The organism is Acinetobacter sp. 251-1 (genome assembly GCF_030329305.1).
GTDB classification, from domain to species: Bacteria; Pseudomonadota; Gammaproteobacteria; order Pseudomonadales; family Moraxellaceae; genus Acinetobacter; species Acinetobacter piscicola_A.
In genome coordinates this window covers 105,357-122,820 of the sequence record NZ_JACANS010000003.1, presented here as the reverse complement: position 1 = coordinate 122,820, position 17,464 = coordinate 105,357, and the positions used below count along the sequence as shown (strand labels likewise).

14 protein-coding genes and 1 pseudogene are annotated in these 17,464 nt (G+C 37.7%); 12 read left to right on the top strand and 3 right to left on the bottom strand.

Going from position 1 to position 17,464, the window contains the following annotated elements; translation table 11 throughout:
- The first annotated feature begins 35 nt into the window (after positions 1–35).
- The 10 genes from HX129_RS03115 to HX129_RS03070 all read left to right on the top strand — a co-directional run bounded on the left by HX129_RS03115 (position 36) and on the right by HX129_RS03070 (position 12,820).
- Positions 36–2,135, top strand: a complete 2,100-nt coding sequence (locus HX129_RS03115) for a putative bifunctional diguanylate cyclase/phosphodiesterase (RefSeq protein ID WP_174493735.1) — start codon at positions 36–38, stop codon at positions 2,133–2,135.
- A gap of 176 nt (positions 2,136–2,311) precedes the next feature.
- Positions 2,312–3,901 (top strand): peptide chain release factor 3, encoded by a 1,590-nt coding sequence (locus HX129_RS03110; RefSeq protein WP_130072055.1) that lies wholly within the window; start codon positions 2,312–2,314, stop codon positions 3,899–3,901.
- Positions 3,902–4,015: 114 nt separating this feature from the next.
- A complete protein-coding gene (locus HX129_RS03105; protein WP_130072054.1) occupies positions 4,016–4,840 on the top strand; it encodes a hypothetical protein in 825 nt (274 codons plus the stop codon).
- A gap of 93 nt (positions 4,841–4,933) precedes the next feature.
- A complete protein-coding gene (locus HX129_RS03100) occupies positions 4,934–5,917 on the top strand; it encodes an RsiV family protein (protein ID WP_286433676.1) in 984 nt (327 codons plus the stop codon).
- 36 nt (positions 5,918–5,953) lie between these two features.
- On the top strand, positions 5,954–6,778 hold the full coding sequence (locus HX129_RS03095; protein ID WP_286433677.1) for a TatD family hydrolase: 825 nt from the start codon (positions 5,954–5,956) through the stop codon (positions 6,776–6,778).
- Positions 6,779–6,901: 123 nt separating this feature from the next.
- Positions 6,902–9,658 (top strand): aconitate hydratase AcnA, encoded by a 2,757-nt coding sequence (acnA, locus tag HX129_RS03090; RefSeq protein ID WP_286433678.1) that lies wholly within the window; start codon positions 6,902–6,904, stop codon positions 9,656–9,658.
- Positions 9,659–9,827: 169 nt separating this feature from the next.
- On the top strand, positions 9,828–10,604 hold the full coding sequence (locus HX129_RS03085; RefSeq protein WP_130072050.1) for a tRNA threonylcarbamoyladenosine dehydratase: 777 nt from the start codon (positions 9,828–9,830) through the stop codon (positions 10,602–10,604).
- 344 nt (positions 10,605–10,948) lie between these two features.
- Positions 10,949–11,593 (top strand): hypothetical protein, encoded by a 645-nt coding sequence (locus HX129_RS03080; protein WP_286433679.1) that lies wholly within the window; start codon positions 10,949–10,951, stop codon positions 11,591–11,593.
- Between the two features lie 144 nt (positions 11,594–11,737).
- Complete coding sequence (locus tag HX129_RS03075) at positions 11,738–12,142, top strand: hypothetical protein (RefSeq protein ID WP_286433681.1); 405 nt, start codon at positions 11,738–11,740, stop codon at positions 12,140–12,142.
- A gap of 12 nt (positions 12,143–12,154) precedes the next feature.
- Positions 12,155–12,820: a CDP-alcohol phosphatidyltransferase family protein gene (locus HX129_RS03070; protein WP_286433682.1), complete on the top strand. Its 666-nt coding sequence runs from the start codon at positions 12,155–12,157 to the stop codon at positions 12,818–12,820.
- A gap of 46 nt (positions 12,821–12,866) precedes the next feature.
- Here the strand turns inward: HX129_RS03070 and dusA are convergent, their stop codons facing one another.
- Positions 12,867–13,883: a tRNA dihydrouridine(20/20a) synthase DusA gene (gene dusA, locus HX129_RS03065; RefSeq protein ID WP_286435995.1), complete on the bottom strand. Its 1,017-nt coding sequence runs from the start codon at positions 13,881–13,883 to the stop codon at positions 12,867–12,869.
- Positions 13,884–14,018: 135 nt separating this feature from the next.
- On the opposite strand from dusA, the gene HX129_RS03060 reads away from it, so the two are divergent.
- On the top strand, positions 14,019–15,161 hold the full coding sequence (locus HX129_RS03060) for a site-specific integrase (RefSeq protein ID WP_286435994.1): 1,143 nt from the start codon (positions 14,019–14,021) through the stop codon (positions 15,159–15,161).
- Here the strand turns inward: HX129_RS03060 and HX129_RS03055 are convergent.
- On the bottom strand, positions 15,145–15,420 hold the full coding sequence (locus HX129_RS03055) for a pyocin activator PrtN family protein (protein ID WP_004818949.1): 276 nt from the start codon (positions 15,418–15,420) through the stop codon (positions 15,145–15,147). The genes HX129_RS03060 and HX129_RS03055 overlap by 17 nt on opposite strands.
- Before the next feature lie 128 nt (positions 15,421–15,548).
- Here HX129_RS03055 and HX129_RS03050 point away from each other — a divergent pair.
- Positions 15,549–16,439, top strand: a pseudogene (locus tag HX129_RS03050) (hypothetical protein).
- Here HX129_RS03050 and HX129_RS03045 read toward each other — a convergent pair.
- Positions 16,440–17,405: an amino acid ABC transporter substrate-binding protein gene (locus HX129_RS03045; protein ID WP_286435993.1), complete on the bottom strand. Its 966-nt coding sequence runs from the start codon at positions 17,403–17,405 to the stop codon at positions 16,440–16,442. It abuts the pseudogene before it with no gap.
- Between the last annotated feature and the right edge of the window lie 59 nt (positions 17,406–17,464).

Below are 17,464 nucleotides of genomic sequence, written 5' to 3'. Positions count from 1 at the left end.
AAAAATAATAGGTTCTCTATTGGAAGATAATTTTTATGAATGATATGGGTTATGACAGTAGTCTCGTAATGGGGTCTGCATGTGTTGCAGTATTTATCTGTTATGTTGCTATATCATTAGAACAACTCATATTTGTTTCAAGGACGCCCCGTATACAAAAAATGATCCTTTGTCTGAGCGGTATGGTTTTTGGTTTTGCAATCTGGGCGATGCATTTTTTGGGGTTATGGGCGGGTGATTTACCAGAAGGTTATACGTTTGATCTGTCATTAACCATCATTTCTTATGTAATTGCAGCACTTGCTTCAACTTTTGCAATTTGGTTAATGACGCGTGAAACGTTACCCATAGTCCGTTTAGTCTTAGGTGCATTGCTGATGGGTTTAGGGATCTCGGGTATGCATTATGTAGGAATGATGGGCCTACAAATTCCAAATCAGGAAATTCACTATAATATTTTATTGGTTGTATTTTCTGTTTTGATTGCGATTAGTGGAGCTGGTTTATCTTTTTGGTTGGCATTTAAATATAAAAATACCTTTAAACACAAAACACTCTATAAAATCGCTCTTTCTGTCATGCTCGCTTTTAGCATTGTTGGCATGCATTATACTGGTATGGCGGCTACAACTTTTCATTCTCTTGGAAATTTATTACATACGACACATCATGTTCATGGGGGGCAAGGGATTTTATTATTAACCATCATTTTTGTGACCAGTTTAATTTTGGTTTCTGCTTTTAGTGTTGCGGTGTTAGAGCGCAGATTAGAAGAGCGTAATTTACAATTATTACAAGCCAATAAAGAACTTGAAGATTTAGCATTACAGGACAATTTAACTAAGCTGCCGAATCGATTATTTTTAGAAGATCATATCCAAAAATTATTTCAGCATTATAAAGTAACTCACCAAAAATTTGCTTTGATTTACTTAGATTTAGACTTTTTTAAGGCTGTAAATGATAATTTTGGTCATCAAGTTGGTGATGATTTATTGGTGGCTTTGACCACGCGATTACAAACAGTGTTACATGATAATCAAACTTTATTACGCTTAGGTGGTGATGAGTTTTTAGTGATTGTTCCACAAATTAAAGAACTTAAACTGGATGTCCTTGCAGAAAAAATTTTAGAAAAAATTCAACAGCGTTTTTTAATTCATGAAAAGCAAATTAATATTTCAGCAAGTTTAGGAATCGTGTTATATCCTGATCATGGGCAATCTTTACAAGATTTATTGATTCATGCGGATACGGCAAAAATGCTTGCCAAAGAGCAGGGGCGCAATACTTTTTGTATTTATCATCAAAATTCAGATGATTATTTTCAACATCGTCATCAATCTAAACTGGTGAATGATTTATATTGTGCCGTTGATGAGCAGCAGTTTGTTTTATATTATCAGCCTAAATTTACAGCGGATTATAAAATTTGTGGTGTTGAAGCTTTGATTCGTTGGCAGCATCCAACTTTAGGTTTGCTGGCACCGAACAAATTTATTGAGGTGGCTGAACAAACAGGTTTAATTATTCGCATGGGCTATTGGGCATTAGAACAAGCCTGTATTCAGTTGCAATCATGGCATCAACGTGGGATGCCATTTTGTCCAATCGCAGTGAATTTGTCGGCAATGCAGTTTGAGCATAAGCATTTAATTACCACTTTAGATAATTTAATGCAAAAGTATCAGATCCAAGCCAAAGAGCTGATTGTTGAAATTACTGAATCGACGGCTATGCATCACATTGAAAAAAGTATCGCAACTTTTGAGCAGCTAAAAGCATTGGGTATTTTATTGGCAATTGATGATTTTGGGACAGGACATTCTAGCTTTTTATATCTGAAGAACTTACCTGTGGATGAATTGAAAATTGATCGTGAATTTATTCGTAACTTATGTGAAGGCTCAAAAGATGAAATTATTTTGGAAAGTATCATTCATCTCGCAATACGACTGGGTTTAATTGTCACTGCTGAAGGTGTAGAAACCGAGCAGCAAGCTGCAATTTTAAAACGCTTAAATTGTCAGCAGTTACAGGGTTTTTTATTTGGAAAACCAAAGCCAATACAATGTTTGGAAAATAAATATTTCGCAGCCCAACTCGCTGCTCATAAGACAGTTCATCTTGACTAAAACGCAAGTCACAAACAAAAAATAAAAAATGATCCGTGCTGAAAACATGTCTAATTTATTCGCAGATATCAGCGTATTCATATACAATTACGCCAATTTTTAATTTATTTTCTCTCACACAAAACACGCCATAGGATGCTGTGTACAAATTTGTGTGTCAATTTAAGATTTATTCTATGTTTAAAGATCAATTAGCAAAAGAAGTTGCGGCACGCCGAACCTTTGCCATCATTTCCCACCCCGATGCGGGTAAAACCACAATGACAGAAAAACTGTTGTTATGGGGACAAGCGATTCAGGTTGCGGGGATGGTAAAAAGTCGTAAAGCCGATCGTGCTGCGACATCGGACTGGATGGAAATGGAAAAAGAACGTGGGATTTCGATCACCACATCTGTGATGCAATTTCCATTTAAAGATAAAATGATTAACTTGCTCGATACCCCAGGGCACGAAGACTTTTCGGAAGATACCTACCGTACCTTGACGGCAGTGGACTCTGCGTTGATGGTGATTGATGGTGCAAAAGGTGTCGAAGACCGTACCATCAAATTGATGGAAGTGTGTCGTATGCGTGACACGCCGATCATTTCATTTGTCAACAAAATGGACCGTGAAATCCGTGAGCCATTAGAGCTGCTTGATGAAATTGAAAATGTCCTCAAAATTAAATGTGTACCACTGACTTGGCCTTTAGGTACAGGACGTGATTTTGCGGGTGTATTTAATTTAATTGAAGAAAAATTTTACGTTTATAAAGCAGGGTTTGGTTCAACCATTACTGAAATTGAAGTTCGTGATGGCTATAACCATGCAGACCTTCGTGAAAAAGTCGGTGAACTCGCATGGGCTGCATTTGAAGAGTCTTTAGAACTCGTACAAATGGCAAATGAGCCGTTGAATCGTGAAGAGTTTTTGGCAGGTCGTCAAACGCCTGTATTGTTCGGTACGGCTTTGGGTAACTTTGGTGTAGACCATGTGTTAGATGCATTTAGTAACTACGCACCGCCACCTAAAGCACATCCAACGGAAGTGCGTACTGTTGATGCGACTGAAGAAGGCTTTACAGGCTTTGTCTTTAAAATTCAAGCCAATATGGATCCGAAACATCGTGACCGTATTGCATTTATGCGTATCTGTTCAGGTCGCTATGAAAAAGGCTTGAAAATGAAGCATGTACGTATCGATAAAGATGTACGAATCAGTGATGCTTTGACTTTCTTGGCCGGTGATCGTCAACACTTAGAGGAAGCTTGGCCGGGCGATATCATTGGTTTGCATAACCATGGTACGATTCAAATTGGTGATACCTTCACTTCAGGTGAAAAATTACAATTTACAGGTATTCCTCACTTTGCCCCTGAAATGTTCCGCCGTGTACGCTTAAAAGATCCTTTGAAATCTAAACAGTTGCAAAAAGGTCTGAAAGAACTTTCAGAAGAAGGTGCAACACAAGTATTTATGCCGCAAAACAGTAATGACTTAATCGTAGGTGCTGTGGGTGTGCTGCAGTTTGAAGTGGTGGCATATCGCTTGAAAGAAGAGTACAAAGTGGACTGTATTTATGAGCCTGTGAGTATCAATACTGTGCGTTGGGTGTCATGTAGCGATGAGAAAAAATTCAATGAATTTAAGAAAAAAGCGCATGATCAGCTTTCTGTAGATGGTGGTGGTCATTTGACCTATCTTGCACCAAGTCGCGTAAATTTACAGTTGATGCAAGAGCGTTATCCTGACATCGAATTCCGTGCGACACGTGAACATTAATTATAGATTGTGATATATCATTGTCTTGAATCAAAAACAGCTTCCTGGTGAAGCTGTTTTATTTGGTCATAGGTTCAAAATACTGAAATATAAGAGACAAAATGAGAGGGCGTAATGTACATTCATAAACGTTTCATGCTGATGCTTTGCATGGGGATCTTTTTGTCAGCATGTGATTCAAATAAAAAATCATCACCACAAGAAGAATCGAAAGATGCCACTGTACAAGAAAAAGTAGTTGAAAAAGCTGAGGTTTTACCTTATCTAAATATTCAAGAAACAAAAGCAGATTATGCTGTACCATTTTGTGAAAAGAAAAATTGTATAGAAATCGACATACAAACTTTAAAAACTCAAGACCCTTGGTTAAATACTTGGATTGCCAATAACCAGGCCAAGGTGATTCAAGACCAAATTGGGTTAAAACAAAGCATGACTTTGCAGCAAGCTGTGAATGCCTATGTGAAAAAGTCAGATGCGTGGCAAGATGAGTTTTCTAAAAATAAAGCCTATGAACTACATCTGAGTACGAGAATGGCATCACAACGTAATCAGTATGTTTTATTGCAATTGTCGGTGGATACACAACAAGCTGAAGTTGCTGTCAAAGCGCGACAATACTTTTTTGTGGCAGATCGTAAAACACAGAAAAGCTTAAGTATTTTGGATGTGATCCAATCGAAACAACAAAATAAACTCAATGCTTGGGTGCAAGAGAAATACCAAGCATGGTTAAAAAAACAAGACAGTCTTGTGCAAAAATCTGCCCCGAAAAAGTTGTATTGGGGGCAGTCAGATTGGTTCTTTGATGGCGAAGGGGTGGGTTTACATTATCGTGCAGGAGAAATTGTGGAAGACGCTCAACAGTTAGATATATATTTTTCTAAACAACAAACCCAAGAAATTTTACAAGCACCCGTGTTTCAATATATGTTTTAAGCTTGGATACAAATAAATATTGAGTGTGTGATGGAGGAGGCATAAGCTAGCAGTATGCCTTTTTTATTTCTATTTGTTTTAAGGTTTTATGAGATGTTAGATCGGAAACACACATGTGTATTGTCTATTTTGATGGTAAGCCTTGCCTTATCTGCTTGTCAGCCGAAAGCAGATCAAAAACAACAAAAACCGCCTGTAGAACAACAAAGCAGTTCAGAGGTCATCGACACGACATTGACTTTACAAGGTGAAGCCGAAAAAGTGGTATTGGATTTACCTGAATGTAATGGCAATAGTTGTTCTGAATTCACAGTTGAGCGCTTACATACCAATCAATTTGTCGTGGATAATATTATTGATCAAGCCATCTTAAAAAACTTAGATCAAATCTTGGATGTTGGGCATCAAAGTAAAAGTATTCAAGAAGAAAAGAAAAAGAGTGAACAGCAGCAAAAACAAGATGAACAGCAAGCCAGTAGTAGTGTGATCGCTGCCAATGCGGCAAAAACACCTGCACAAACCATGGCGGATCAGCTTAAACCTTATGTCACGACTTTTGCAGCATTACAAAAAGAGCTGACCAGTTTAGGGGCGAGCAGTAAAATCAGTGTCAGCGTGAGTCCAAAAATTTTGAACTCGACTGAGCCCTTAGCAACAGTTGTATTAAATACCAGTAGCTATTTGGGAGGGGCACATGGTTCAGCTTCACAGGTTTACTATAACTTTGATTTAAAACATCAAAAGCAAGTCAGTTTAGATGATATTGTTGAGCCAAACCAAAAGAAAGCATTAGAAAAATTGGCTTATGAGGCATTTAAAGTTTGGGTAGCGGATAATAAATTGGCGGATAATTTGCAAGAGTATGAGCAAGTCTGGAAATTTAAACTGTCGGATAATTTTTATCTGGGTAAGCAAGGTTTAATTTTACAATATGCTGAATATGAAATTGGTCCATATGTGGTGGGTTTACCCCGCTTAGAGATCCCTTATGACGCACTTAAAACTGTGTTGAAAAAACCGTATTTACCTGTGGAATTGGTGGTAGATCAACCTGCATCAACCGTGGTTAAAAACTAAATGTTTAAATAGGCAGCGAATACGCTAGCAAAATATATGTCTAAATTGGCTTTGTTTGATACGCATACACATTTTGATGTGGAAGACTTCGATGTAGATCGAGAGGCTTTAGCGTATCAAGCCAAAGCTGTGGGTGTAGAACGTTTAGTGCTGATTGGTTTTCAGCAGCAACGTTTTGCTGCCTTAATTCAAACGCAACATTTTCTAAACCGATTAGACCATGCACCACAAAGTTATTTAGCACCTGGTTTACATCCTTTTTATATCGAGCAGCATGAACCACAGCATTTGCTAGAACTCGAAAATATTTTAAAAAATGAAGACTGTGTAGCGATCGGTGAAATTGGTTTAGATACTTTTTTAAAGCAACATAAACAACCTGCTATGTTGCAAAAGCAAAAAGATTTTTTTGCAGCCCAAATTGAACTTGCACAACAATTTGACAAACCCATACTGTTACATATCCGTAAATCCCATGCGGATGTTCTTGCGATGTTAAAACGACACCATTTTAAACTCGGTGGAATTGCACACGCATTTAGTGGTGGAGTGGAAGAAGCCAAAGCCTTTATTCAACTTGGTTTTAAAATTGGTGTGACAGGGCAGATTACAAACCCGAATGCCAAAAAGCTGATCAATGTCGTACAGGCTGTTGGGGCAGAACATTTGGTTTTAGAAACCGATTGCCCTGATATGACACCTTTATGCTGTCAAACCTCGCATGAACACCGTACACGTAATACCCCTGCCAATTTACCTTATGTGCTAGAAGGATTGGCTCAGCAACTCAATATTGCACCTGAAAAACTTGCTGCAATGCTTTGGGAAAATACGTTACAGGCATTACATTTGCCATTTTAAAAAAGTGAAAGTGCTAGAAATTTAACCAATTCATAACATCTATAAATTTGAATTGGCTTACATTAGAACAAGAGCGACTTCTTGCCATCCAATAAAAATGTATTTTACCAAAGGAGTAACCCCATGGGTAAATATAGCCAGAAAAACAGTTTTAAAGCATTCAAAGATTTACAGGTTGGTTCAGCACAGTACAAAATTTTTAGTTTAAATGCTGCCCAAGCACAGTTAGATGACTTTTCAAAATTACCTAAATCATTGAAGGTATTGTTAGAAAATCTACTGAGATTTGAAGATGATGTCACAGTCAAAACCGAACATATTTTAGCGTTGGTGAATTGGCAGAAAACACAGAAGTCTGATCAAGAAATCCAATATCGACCTGCACGGGTCTTGATGCAAGACTTTACAGGTGTGCCTGCGGTGGTTGATTTGGCTGCTATGCGTGCCGCGGTAGCCAAAGCAGGGGTTGATCCTGACAAAATTAATCCATTGTCTCCTGTCGATTTGGTGATTGACCATTCTGTGGTGGTGGATCATTTTGCAACGCCGCAAGCCTTTGAAGAAAATGTCGATATTGAAATGCAAAGAAATGGCGAGCGCTATCAGTTCTTACGTTGGGGACAGTCTGCATTTGATAATTTTAGTGTTGTTCCACCCGGAACAGGGATTTGCCATCAGGTCAACTTAGAATATTTAGCACAAGCGGTATGGCTAGGTGAAAGTGAAGGCGATACTTTTGCATTTCCAGATACCTTGGTCGGGACAGACTCGCACACCACCATGATTAATGGTTTAGGTGTTTTGGGTTGGGGGGTGGGAGGAATCGAAGCTGAAGCGGCAATGTTAGGGCAGCCCATTTCCATGCTGATTCCCGAAGTCATTGGCTTTAAGCTCACAGGCAAATTAAAAGAAGGCATTACTGCCACAGATTTGGTATTAACCATTACACAAATGTTGCGTCAAAAAGGCGTGGTTGGAAAATTTGTAGAATTTTATGGCGATGGTTTAGCGGATTTACCTTTGGCAGATCGTGCCACCATTGCCAATATGGCACCTGAGTATGGTGCAACCTGTGGTTTTTTCCCTGTCGATGAAATTACTTTAGACTATTTAAGACTGACTGGGCGTAAAGCCGAGCGAATTGCCTTGGTGGAAGCCTATTGTAAAGAGCAAGGTTTATGGCGCAATGCAGGTGATGAACCGATTTTTACGGATGTATTAAGCTTAGATATGAGCACAGTACAAGCGAGTGTTGCTGGGCCAAAACGCCCACAAGATCGAGTACTTTTGGCGGATATTCCACACGTATTTGATGCGTTGATGGCACTTGATCTTAAACCTGCCAAAGAAGACAAAGAGCGTTTGGTCAATGAAGGTGGTGCAGGTGCAGCTGTTGATGCTAAACAATCTGCGGTACAAAATGATGAGCCGCACTGTGTGATTGAGGGTAAGCGTTATCCATTGGTGGATGGTGATGTGGTGATTTCAGCAATTACTTCATGTACCAATACCTCTAATCCAAGTGTCATGCTTGCAGCAGGGCTTTTGGCGAAAAAGGCAGTTGAAAAGGGACTGCATCGTAAACCGTGGGTAAAAAGCTCTCTGGCACCAGGTTCAAAAGTGGTGACAGATTATTTGGCTGCGGCAGGTTTAACCCCGTATTTAGATCAATTGGGTTATAACTTAGTGGGTTATGGATGTACCACCTGTATTGGTAATTCTGGGCCTTTACCTCAGCCGATTGAAGATGCAATTCAATGCTATGACTTAAATGTTGCTTCGGTACTTTCGGGTAACCGAAACTTTGAGGGACGTGTACATCCTTTGGTGAAAACCAATTGGTTAGCATCCCCCCCTTTGGTGATTGCATTTGGGCTTATGGGGACGATTCGCAAAGACATTACCCAAGAGCCTTTAGGTGTGGATTTACAAGGGAATAATGTCTATTTAAAAGATATTTGGCCGAGCCAAACAGAAATTGATGCGGTTTTACAAAAATTAAATACCGAGATGTATCATAAAGAATATGCAGCGGTATTTAACGGTGATGAAAAATGGCAAGCTATTTCAATTCCTAATAGCAAAACCTATGAATGGAATGCACAATCGACTTATATTCGTCATCCCCCATTTTTTGAAGGCATTGATCAGCCTGCAAAACCGATAGCCAATATTCTGAGTGCTAATATTTTAGCTGTGCTGGGTGATTCGGTGACGACAGATCATATTTCACCTGCAGGAAATATTAAAGCAGATAGCCCAGCGGGCAGATATTTACAGGCTCAAGGCGTGGCACAAAAAGACTTTAACTCCTATGGTTCACGCCGTGGTAATCATGAAGTAATGATGCGAGGCACATTTGCCAATATTCGGATTAAAAATGAAATGTTAGGTGGTGAAGAAGGTGGCAACACGCTTTATATTCCGACAGGTGAGAAGTTGGCAATCTATGATGCTGCTATGAAATATCAAAGCACACAAACGCCATTGGTGATTATTGCAGGGAAAGAATATGGTACAGGTTCATCCCGAGATTGGGCAGCGAAAGGAACCAATTTACTTGGGGTGAAAGCGGTCATTGCAGAAAGTTTTGAGCGTATTCACCGTTCAAACTTGGTCGGAATGGGGGTATTACCTTTGCAGTTTGTGAATAATCAAAGTCGTCAAAGTTTAAACTTAACAGGGCACGAGCAGTTGTCGATTAGAGGGCTGTCAGATGAATTACAACCCCATCAAACTTTAGATGTGGAGTTAAAACGTACAGATGGTTCAATTGAGCAATTTAAAGTGTTGTGCCGTATTGATACTTTGAATGAAGTAGAATATTTTAAAGCAGGTGGTATTTTACATTATGTATTACGTCATCTGATTGCTGCTTAAAAAATTCAGTTCTCCAAGCCCTACCTAGAATGTAGGGCTTTTTTTATTCATAGATTTAAAATAATCTGCGCTCAATCGAGTGATTCAAGCAAGAGGAAATGGAAAATTTTCGATTTGGCAGTGGAGTTTGTTAAAATGGACAGGATTTTATCAATTTTAGATTTTTGCCATGACTGATGTACTTCAAAATGATGAATATGACCGCCGTTTTGCTGGTGTTGCCAAAATTTATGGAGAAGATGCATTTCAATATTATGAAAAAAGCCATGTCATGGTAATTGGAATTGGGGGAGTAGGTTCGTGGGCGGTTGAAGCTTTGGCACGTACAGGTGTTGGTGAGTTGACCTTGGTTGACATGGACTCGATTGCAGCCTCCAACATTAACCGCCAATTGCCTGCCATGACTGCAACATTGGGACAAGAAAAAATTGAAGTGATGGCAGAGCGTTGTCGTTCGATTAACCCGAGAATTAAAATCAATTTAGTGGATGATTATCTCAGTGCTGAAAATATCAAAGAAATTTTGGCAGATGCTCCTGATTTAATTTTAGATTGTATTGATGATGTCAAAGCCAAATTGGCGTTAATGTTACATTGTCGTTTTAATAAAATTCCCTTGATTGTATCGGGTGGTGCAGGGGGTAAATTAGATCCACTAAAAATTCGAGTGGCTGATTTATCAAAAACGGAACAAGATCCGATGTTAGCCAAGTTGCGTACACAACTGCGTGGTATGGGCATTTGCAAAAAACCGAAAGATAAATTTGGCATTACCTGTGTTTATTCTATTGATAATCCATTTTCGAGTGCTGATGTTTGTGCAAGTGCAGGTTTACGTTGCGGTGGCTATGGCTCAGCTGTTGTGGTGACCTCAAGTTTTGCCATGGTGGCTGTGGCGGAAGTATTGAAAAAGTTGGATCAAATAAAGTCTAAACAGAGAGGTTAAGAGGGTTAAGATTAGCATCTACCAACATAAAAATCCTCAAATATACAAAAACCATTAGATGTTGTTGCTAAGATTTATACTTTTAATAGCGATATCTTTGCGTATTTTACGAAACATTTAGCTGAACAAAATTATCTTATTTTACCGTATGTAGAGTCACTCGATGTATTTGAGGGGTGTTTTGATCAAGATAGATGACTTCATTCAAGGTATGATTGAGCTTTAAAAATATAAAATAAAAACCATTGAACTTGGAATAGAGATTGTTTAACGTCTTCTTTATGAATCTTATTCTATTTGATTCATAGCGTTAATGATGAATGGCGAGAATCAAAGGTTAGCAGGTGAAAACATTATTTTTGGTTTTATTTCTTATGTTGAGTGTTGGATGCTCTTATTTTAAGACGACTCAACAAGTTGAAAATGATGTTAAGGCTCAAATTCAGAAAGCTTTTGATTTAAAAACAAATTTTAAGGATTATCATTTTAAAATTATTGATTTAAAAATTATTGATGAAAGTTTAAATCAATATACGGGTTTAGCCACTGTTGAATATCAAGGTCAAACTCACAAAATGACCGTAAAAATCATGAGAAATGGTGATGAGCTTGTTTGGCGGATTCCTGCGGAAAATTTTGCTTTTGTAAAACAAATACAGCTTGAAAAATATCAGCATGATTTAGATGCAAAACTAAATGCAATCACCATTACCGATAATGATCGACTTTCATATGTCAATCCTAATCTAAATGCTGCGAGTTCTGCAGAAAATGTCGCTGAGATGTTTGCAGCAGAGACTTCTTCTGCATCAGAAATCCTTGAAGATGGAGTAAATTTATCAACTGCGCTTTTAAATGTGGAAGATCGATCCTTAAAATCTTCAGAAGTGGCTGAGAATTTGGAGCAAAAAAATAAAGTTGGGATGGATGTGGAGCATTTAGAATCTAAAAATCTCTATAAAGCTGCTATTCAGGAGCAAGTAAAATAAAGGCTTAAAATTTGAGTAGCGTTTAAAAAGTTTCGTCCAACTTATTTTGAAGCTGAGTATATAAAAAATATAAATTATTCACATTGATTGATATTCATGATTCCACTAAAGTAAAAGAAATTGTACTTACTAAAATGTTTCAAAATGAACAATAAAATTAAAAATACACAACGTTATAATTTTTTGTCGGCTTTTTTTGCTTTTCTACTTTGGGGCTCATGGTCATTTTACATCAACATGACTCAAGGTAATTTGAAAGCAGGCATCATTTCAGGGCTTGCACAAGGCATCTGTAGTTTTATCATTACGCTGCTCATTACACACCTAATTGAAAAACAATTTAATTTTTATCAAATAAAAGGGTTGAAATTACTACTTCCACCGGTTTGCACAATTCTTTTTACAGGGAGCATATTGGTCTTGGTACATCATCTTATTCATACCCCCAATATTTTTAAAACAGTTGCACCTGCATTAACAGTTGCATTTATTTTTGCATTTTTCACTAATTTAAAACTTTATAAGCAATATCAAAATGTTGAATTGTGAGGGAAATATAGGATGTCACAGGAAAATAATTCACCTGAAAACCGCCGCCCGTTGAAAGTACGAGGTGTAGGTTCGGTTAATCAATTTGCCAAATGGTTAAGTCAAAAGTCAATCACGCCGAATCACATTTCATTGCTCAGTATTGTTTTTGCTGCATTTGCTGCAGCATGTTTATTTGCTGTTCCATATTACGAGGGTATGCTGCAACTTACATTGTACCTTTTAGCTGCATTGTTTATTCAAGGGCGCTTGCTGTGCAATTTGTTTGATGGATTGGTGGCGATCGAGGGTGGAAAGTCTACAGCTTCAGGTGAACTGTTTAACGATATTCCAGATCGAATTTCAGATCCGTTGATTATTATTGCCGCAGGATATTCTATTGGTTGTGTGAGTTATGGTGATATTTTGGGATGGTGTGGGGCACTGCTCGCAGTATTAACCGCATATGTACGAACATTGGCGGTATCGATTGGTGCACCTGCGAATTTCATGGGGCCAATGGCAAAACAACATCGTATGGCATTATTAACCGTTGCCTGTGTGGCGAGTGCAGTGGAACAATGGATTTGGCAACATGATTTTGTCATGTTGTTTGCATTGGTATTGTTAAATCTAGGGGCAGCTGTCACTACGTGGCGTAGGGCTGCATTTGCATATCGCTTTTTAGAGAATAAGTAGCTGAAATATTCCATGTAAATAAGCTCCCGATTTGGGAGCTTATTTTTTAGTTTTGCTTTTCTAAAATGTATTCTTCAGTGCGTTTCATGGCTTCTTTGATATTGATTATTGCATTTTCAACATCAGCAAAAGTTTTGGCATTACCACCACTTAAAGCCTGACGCCATTTACGTGCACCTGGAAGATTTTGAAATAAACCTAAAATATGACGCGTGATAATGGACAGGGGTGCACCTTCTTCCATACGTTTAGCAATATAAGGCATCATCTGATCTATAATGTCAAAACGGTTAGGCAAGTCTAAATTCCACAATTGACCCAATTCAGCCAAAAGGTAAGGATTGTGATAGGCTTCACGACCAATCATTACACCATCGACATGTTTAAGGTGTTCTTGCGTTTCAGCGAAAGTTTTGATGCCGCCATTGATCTCGATGAGTAAATCTGGACGTTCTTGTTTTAAACGATAAACATCTTCATAGCGTAGCGGTGGCACATCGCGATTTTCTTTGGGGGATAGACCTTTGAGTAGTGCAATGCGTGCATGTACGATAAAATTATGACAGCCTGTTTTAGCTACAGTGTCCACAAAATGCAACATCTCTTCATAAGACTGCATGTCGTCAATGCCGATACGATGCTTCACGGTCACAGGAATATTGACTGCATGACGCATTTCAGCAATACATTCCGCTACAAGTTCTGGCTCTGCCATTAAACAAGCCCCGATTTTATTATTCTGTACACGGTCACTTGGACAGCCGACATTTAAATTGACTTCATCATAACCCCAGTCTTGCGCCATTTTAGTACAAGTTGCAAGGTCTTTAGGATTTGATCCACCCAGTTGTAAAACAATTGGATGCTCTTCATGGTTATAGTCTAAATGACGATTTGCACCACCGTAGATGATTGCACCTGTCGTGACCATCTCGGTATATAAAATCACGTTTGGATTAAATAGACGTGCAAAAAAACGGTAATCCTTAGTTGTCCAATCCATCATCGGGGCAACACTGATGCGAGGTTCTTTAGTGTTATCAATGGTTTTTTCAGTAATCATATTAAAAAACATACCTTTACAGTGTTGCTGATTTTAATCTATTTCGATTTTTTACGCCTCATTTCGCACTATTATTTTTGATATTTACGCCAAATTACGCCATTATAGCCTTAATAAAACAATAAGGCGTAAATCATGGGAACAATTTCACAGCGTAAATTAGCCGATGGAACCATACGCTTTCGGGCTGAAATTAGAATAAGCCGTAAAGGGTTTGCAAATTTCAAGGAAAGTAAGACGTTTAGTTCTATGCGACTAGCTCAAAAGTGGCTTGCAATGCGTGAAGAGGAAATCGAAGAAAATCCAGATATTTTGTTAGGCAGATCGGATGTGACGAATATCACTTTAGCCAATGCCATAGATAAATATCTTGATGAAGTTGGCAATGAATATGGTCGTACAAAAACCTATTGTCTTCGCCTCATCCAGAAATTTCCAATAGCGCAATATATTATCACAAAAATTAAGCCAGCCGATATTTCAGAACATGTCGCTTTGCGTAAGGGTGGTTATGCAAAATTGGATTTAAAACCAATAGCGACAAGTACGTTGCAACATGAGTTATTGCACATTCGTGGCGTATTGTCTCATGCTTCAGTCATGTGGGATGTAAATGTTGATTTGGCGGGCTTTGATAAAGCAACGGCGCAATTACGCAAGACTCGACAAATATCTTCGAGTGGTAAGCGTGATCGCTTGCCTACAACAGCAGAGTTAAAAAAACTCACAGAGTACTTTTATCGAAAATGGCAAAAGCCTGTTTATAGCTATCCCATGCATTTGATTATGTGGTTTGCAATATTTTCATGTCGTCGTGAGTCAGAAATTACTGAAATGTTATTGGCTGATTACGACGAGGATAATGAAGTGTGGAAAGTACGGGATTTAAAAAATCCGAATGGCTCAAAGGGTAACCATAAAGAATTTACTGTGTTAGAGCCCTGCCGAAAAATAATTGAACTTTTACAAGTGAAAAGTACAAGAAAACGTATGTTGAATCGAGGATATGACAAGGATTTGCTCATTCCTCTAAGTCCTAAAACGATTGGTGGTGAATTTAGAAATGCTTGTAAAATTTTAGGAATCGAAGATTTACGTTTCCATGATTTAAGGCATGAGGGGTGTACTCGTCTTGCTGAGCAAGGACTTACAATTCCTCAAATTCAGCAAGTGAGTCTACATGATTCATGGGGAAGTTTGGAAAGATATGTATCTGTGAAAAAAAGGAAAAAGACAATAGAGTTGGATGAGGTGTTACCCCTCATTGGTGAAGAGTAACATGATCTTGAGCAGCATATTTATACTGTTGATCTAGGACATTAGCTAAATCTTTTACATGAACAAAGTATGGCGCTTTTTGGCTTTTATCTAGTCGGAAGCAAGAAAATGGAAAATCCTGATTTCTCGCTTTTTCTAACATTTTTACTTTACTGAGATGAGGGTAGTAATCCTTGACTACGTCATCTAGTTTAACTGTTGTGCTGCGGTAGCGCATAAATAAGTAGTCGGATGTGGAAAGCTGTAAAGCACTATTCATGAATTAATTCCTATTATTTCGGTTGATGTGCTTACAGTAAATTTAATGGAATTTAAAAAGTAGAGCAGTACATGCATCTAAAAATATAGTAGTATTATGCTATCTAATTATTTGTATTCTAATAAATTATGAATGATAAAAAATTACTAAATTTAGATATGCTTGAACAGGATATATGGTCTAATTTTTGCTACTACTATCAGTGTGAGTTAGATGATGAATTAATAGCAAAGGAGAATCAATCATACATAGATAAAAAAGAAAAAATTATAAAGAGAATGCAGCAGAATGATTTTTCAGTAAATGAGGAGAGAATTTCTTTTGCTGAAATGATGGGGGCTGATTTGAATATTTCCTTCAAACCATCTCAGCTCGCTGAGCTTTTAATACAACTTAATACATTAAGGGTTGAAGTGAATACCTTACCTGCCAAAATTTTTCAAAGGCAATATTCAGATATCTTAATTGCCTCCGTACAAATGCTTGGTGGATTGGAGTTTATTCAGAACCCTACACTTGCCAAAAGTGCAAAGGCTATCATTGCAGTCAAAGCTCGTTACGACAAGCATTTATACCCAAGACGTGAAATTATATATCGTATTTTACGGGAATAAGTGGCACATCGTGGTAAATGGAAAAATTTAAATCAAGCAGTTAATTTTGTGCTTGATGATCTGGTCAAAGCTTTTGAGGAATACGATATTCAGTGGATTAAGTCTGAACTCGTGCTTAAGCAAGAAATGCTCATAAAGTTAGAACGAGAGTTGTCATCAGTGAAGCAAGATAAAGCTGATCAAGACGGTATACGCAGAAAACCAAGAACAGCTTTAACTTCTAAAAAAATAATAGATTTAAAGAAAGAACTTAATGGGTTGAATCAGATACTCAAGGCAAAATACCCGTCTAAAGAGATGGAAAAACTCAAATATAAGATGCCATATAGTGGTGGGTATATTGCCGAAACCATTATTCATGAGCTCCGAAATCAGCCTACTATCTTGTCGGAAATAATACTTTGATCAATTCTTAGTATTTTTTTTGAATGGATTAAATAGATCTTCACGTAAATGTGAAGATCTAGCATTACTTTTTATGGTGGGATGCTCAGTATCAGAGAGGTCTTTAGGTGGATTCTCAGAGACAGGGGAGTCATGGTGAGTTGATAAGCCTTTTGCATAACTTGAAGGCTTAGTGGAGATGGTAGTATTTTTATGAGAGTCTAGGTCGGTACTTACATTAAGTGGGACTACTTCATCAGAGGCTGGTTTCAAAGAAGCTTTGATGTTGAGCATTTTATCTTCAAGTCTAGATTTTAGTTTAGTAATAATTTCAGCTTGTGCTGCTTCTTTTTCAATTTTATCAAAAGACTCGTAGATGCTATCAATATCCTCTTTAAAGGAAATGTATTGATCAAGCATTTTCAGTTTTAGTGTGATAGCCACACATTGGTTGAATAAATACTCTTGAATTTGGTTGTCATAAGCTTGCTGCATTTTTAATGTATTTTCTGATCGTTTTGTAAGTAATGCTTCATTACTTTTTGCCACTTTAAGTTGTTCTTGTAAATCGTCAACCTGCAATTTTAGTTTAAATTTGTCTTCATCAAAATTTTTAATCATATGCTCAAGTGTTGTAGAGGCATTTCCGTGTTCCAACTTTCTTTTGATGTTGTCTAACTTTAATTTGGTGTTCTTACTTATTCTTGCTTGCAAATGCCCCTTTGATTTGTGATTTTTCCGGTATTTAAACTCTCTGAATTTTTTACGAATGATTTCATATAACCGTTTTGAAATGGTCATTACTTCCTTTGTGCTTAGTACAGCTACTTCAGTATATAGGCCTAAATTATTGTGCTGAGTCACTGAAACAGAAAATTCATTGGGATAAATTTTAAGCCACTCATTCTTATTCTGTAGTATGAATTCTTCTTTAAGCTCTCGATCATTTTGAATCCAGATAGAAAGGTGCTCGTAGGGTCTTGCCATATTCTTGTCTGTAGGAAATTATTGACTTGATTGATATTAACTTAACATTATATTAATGT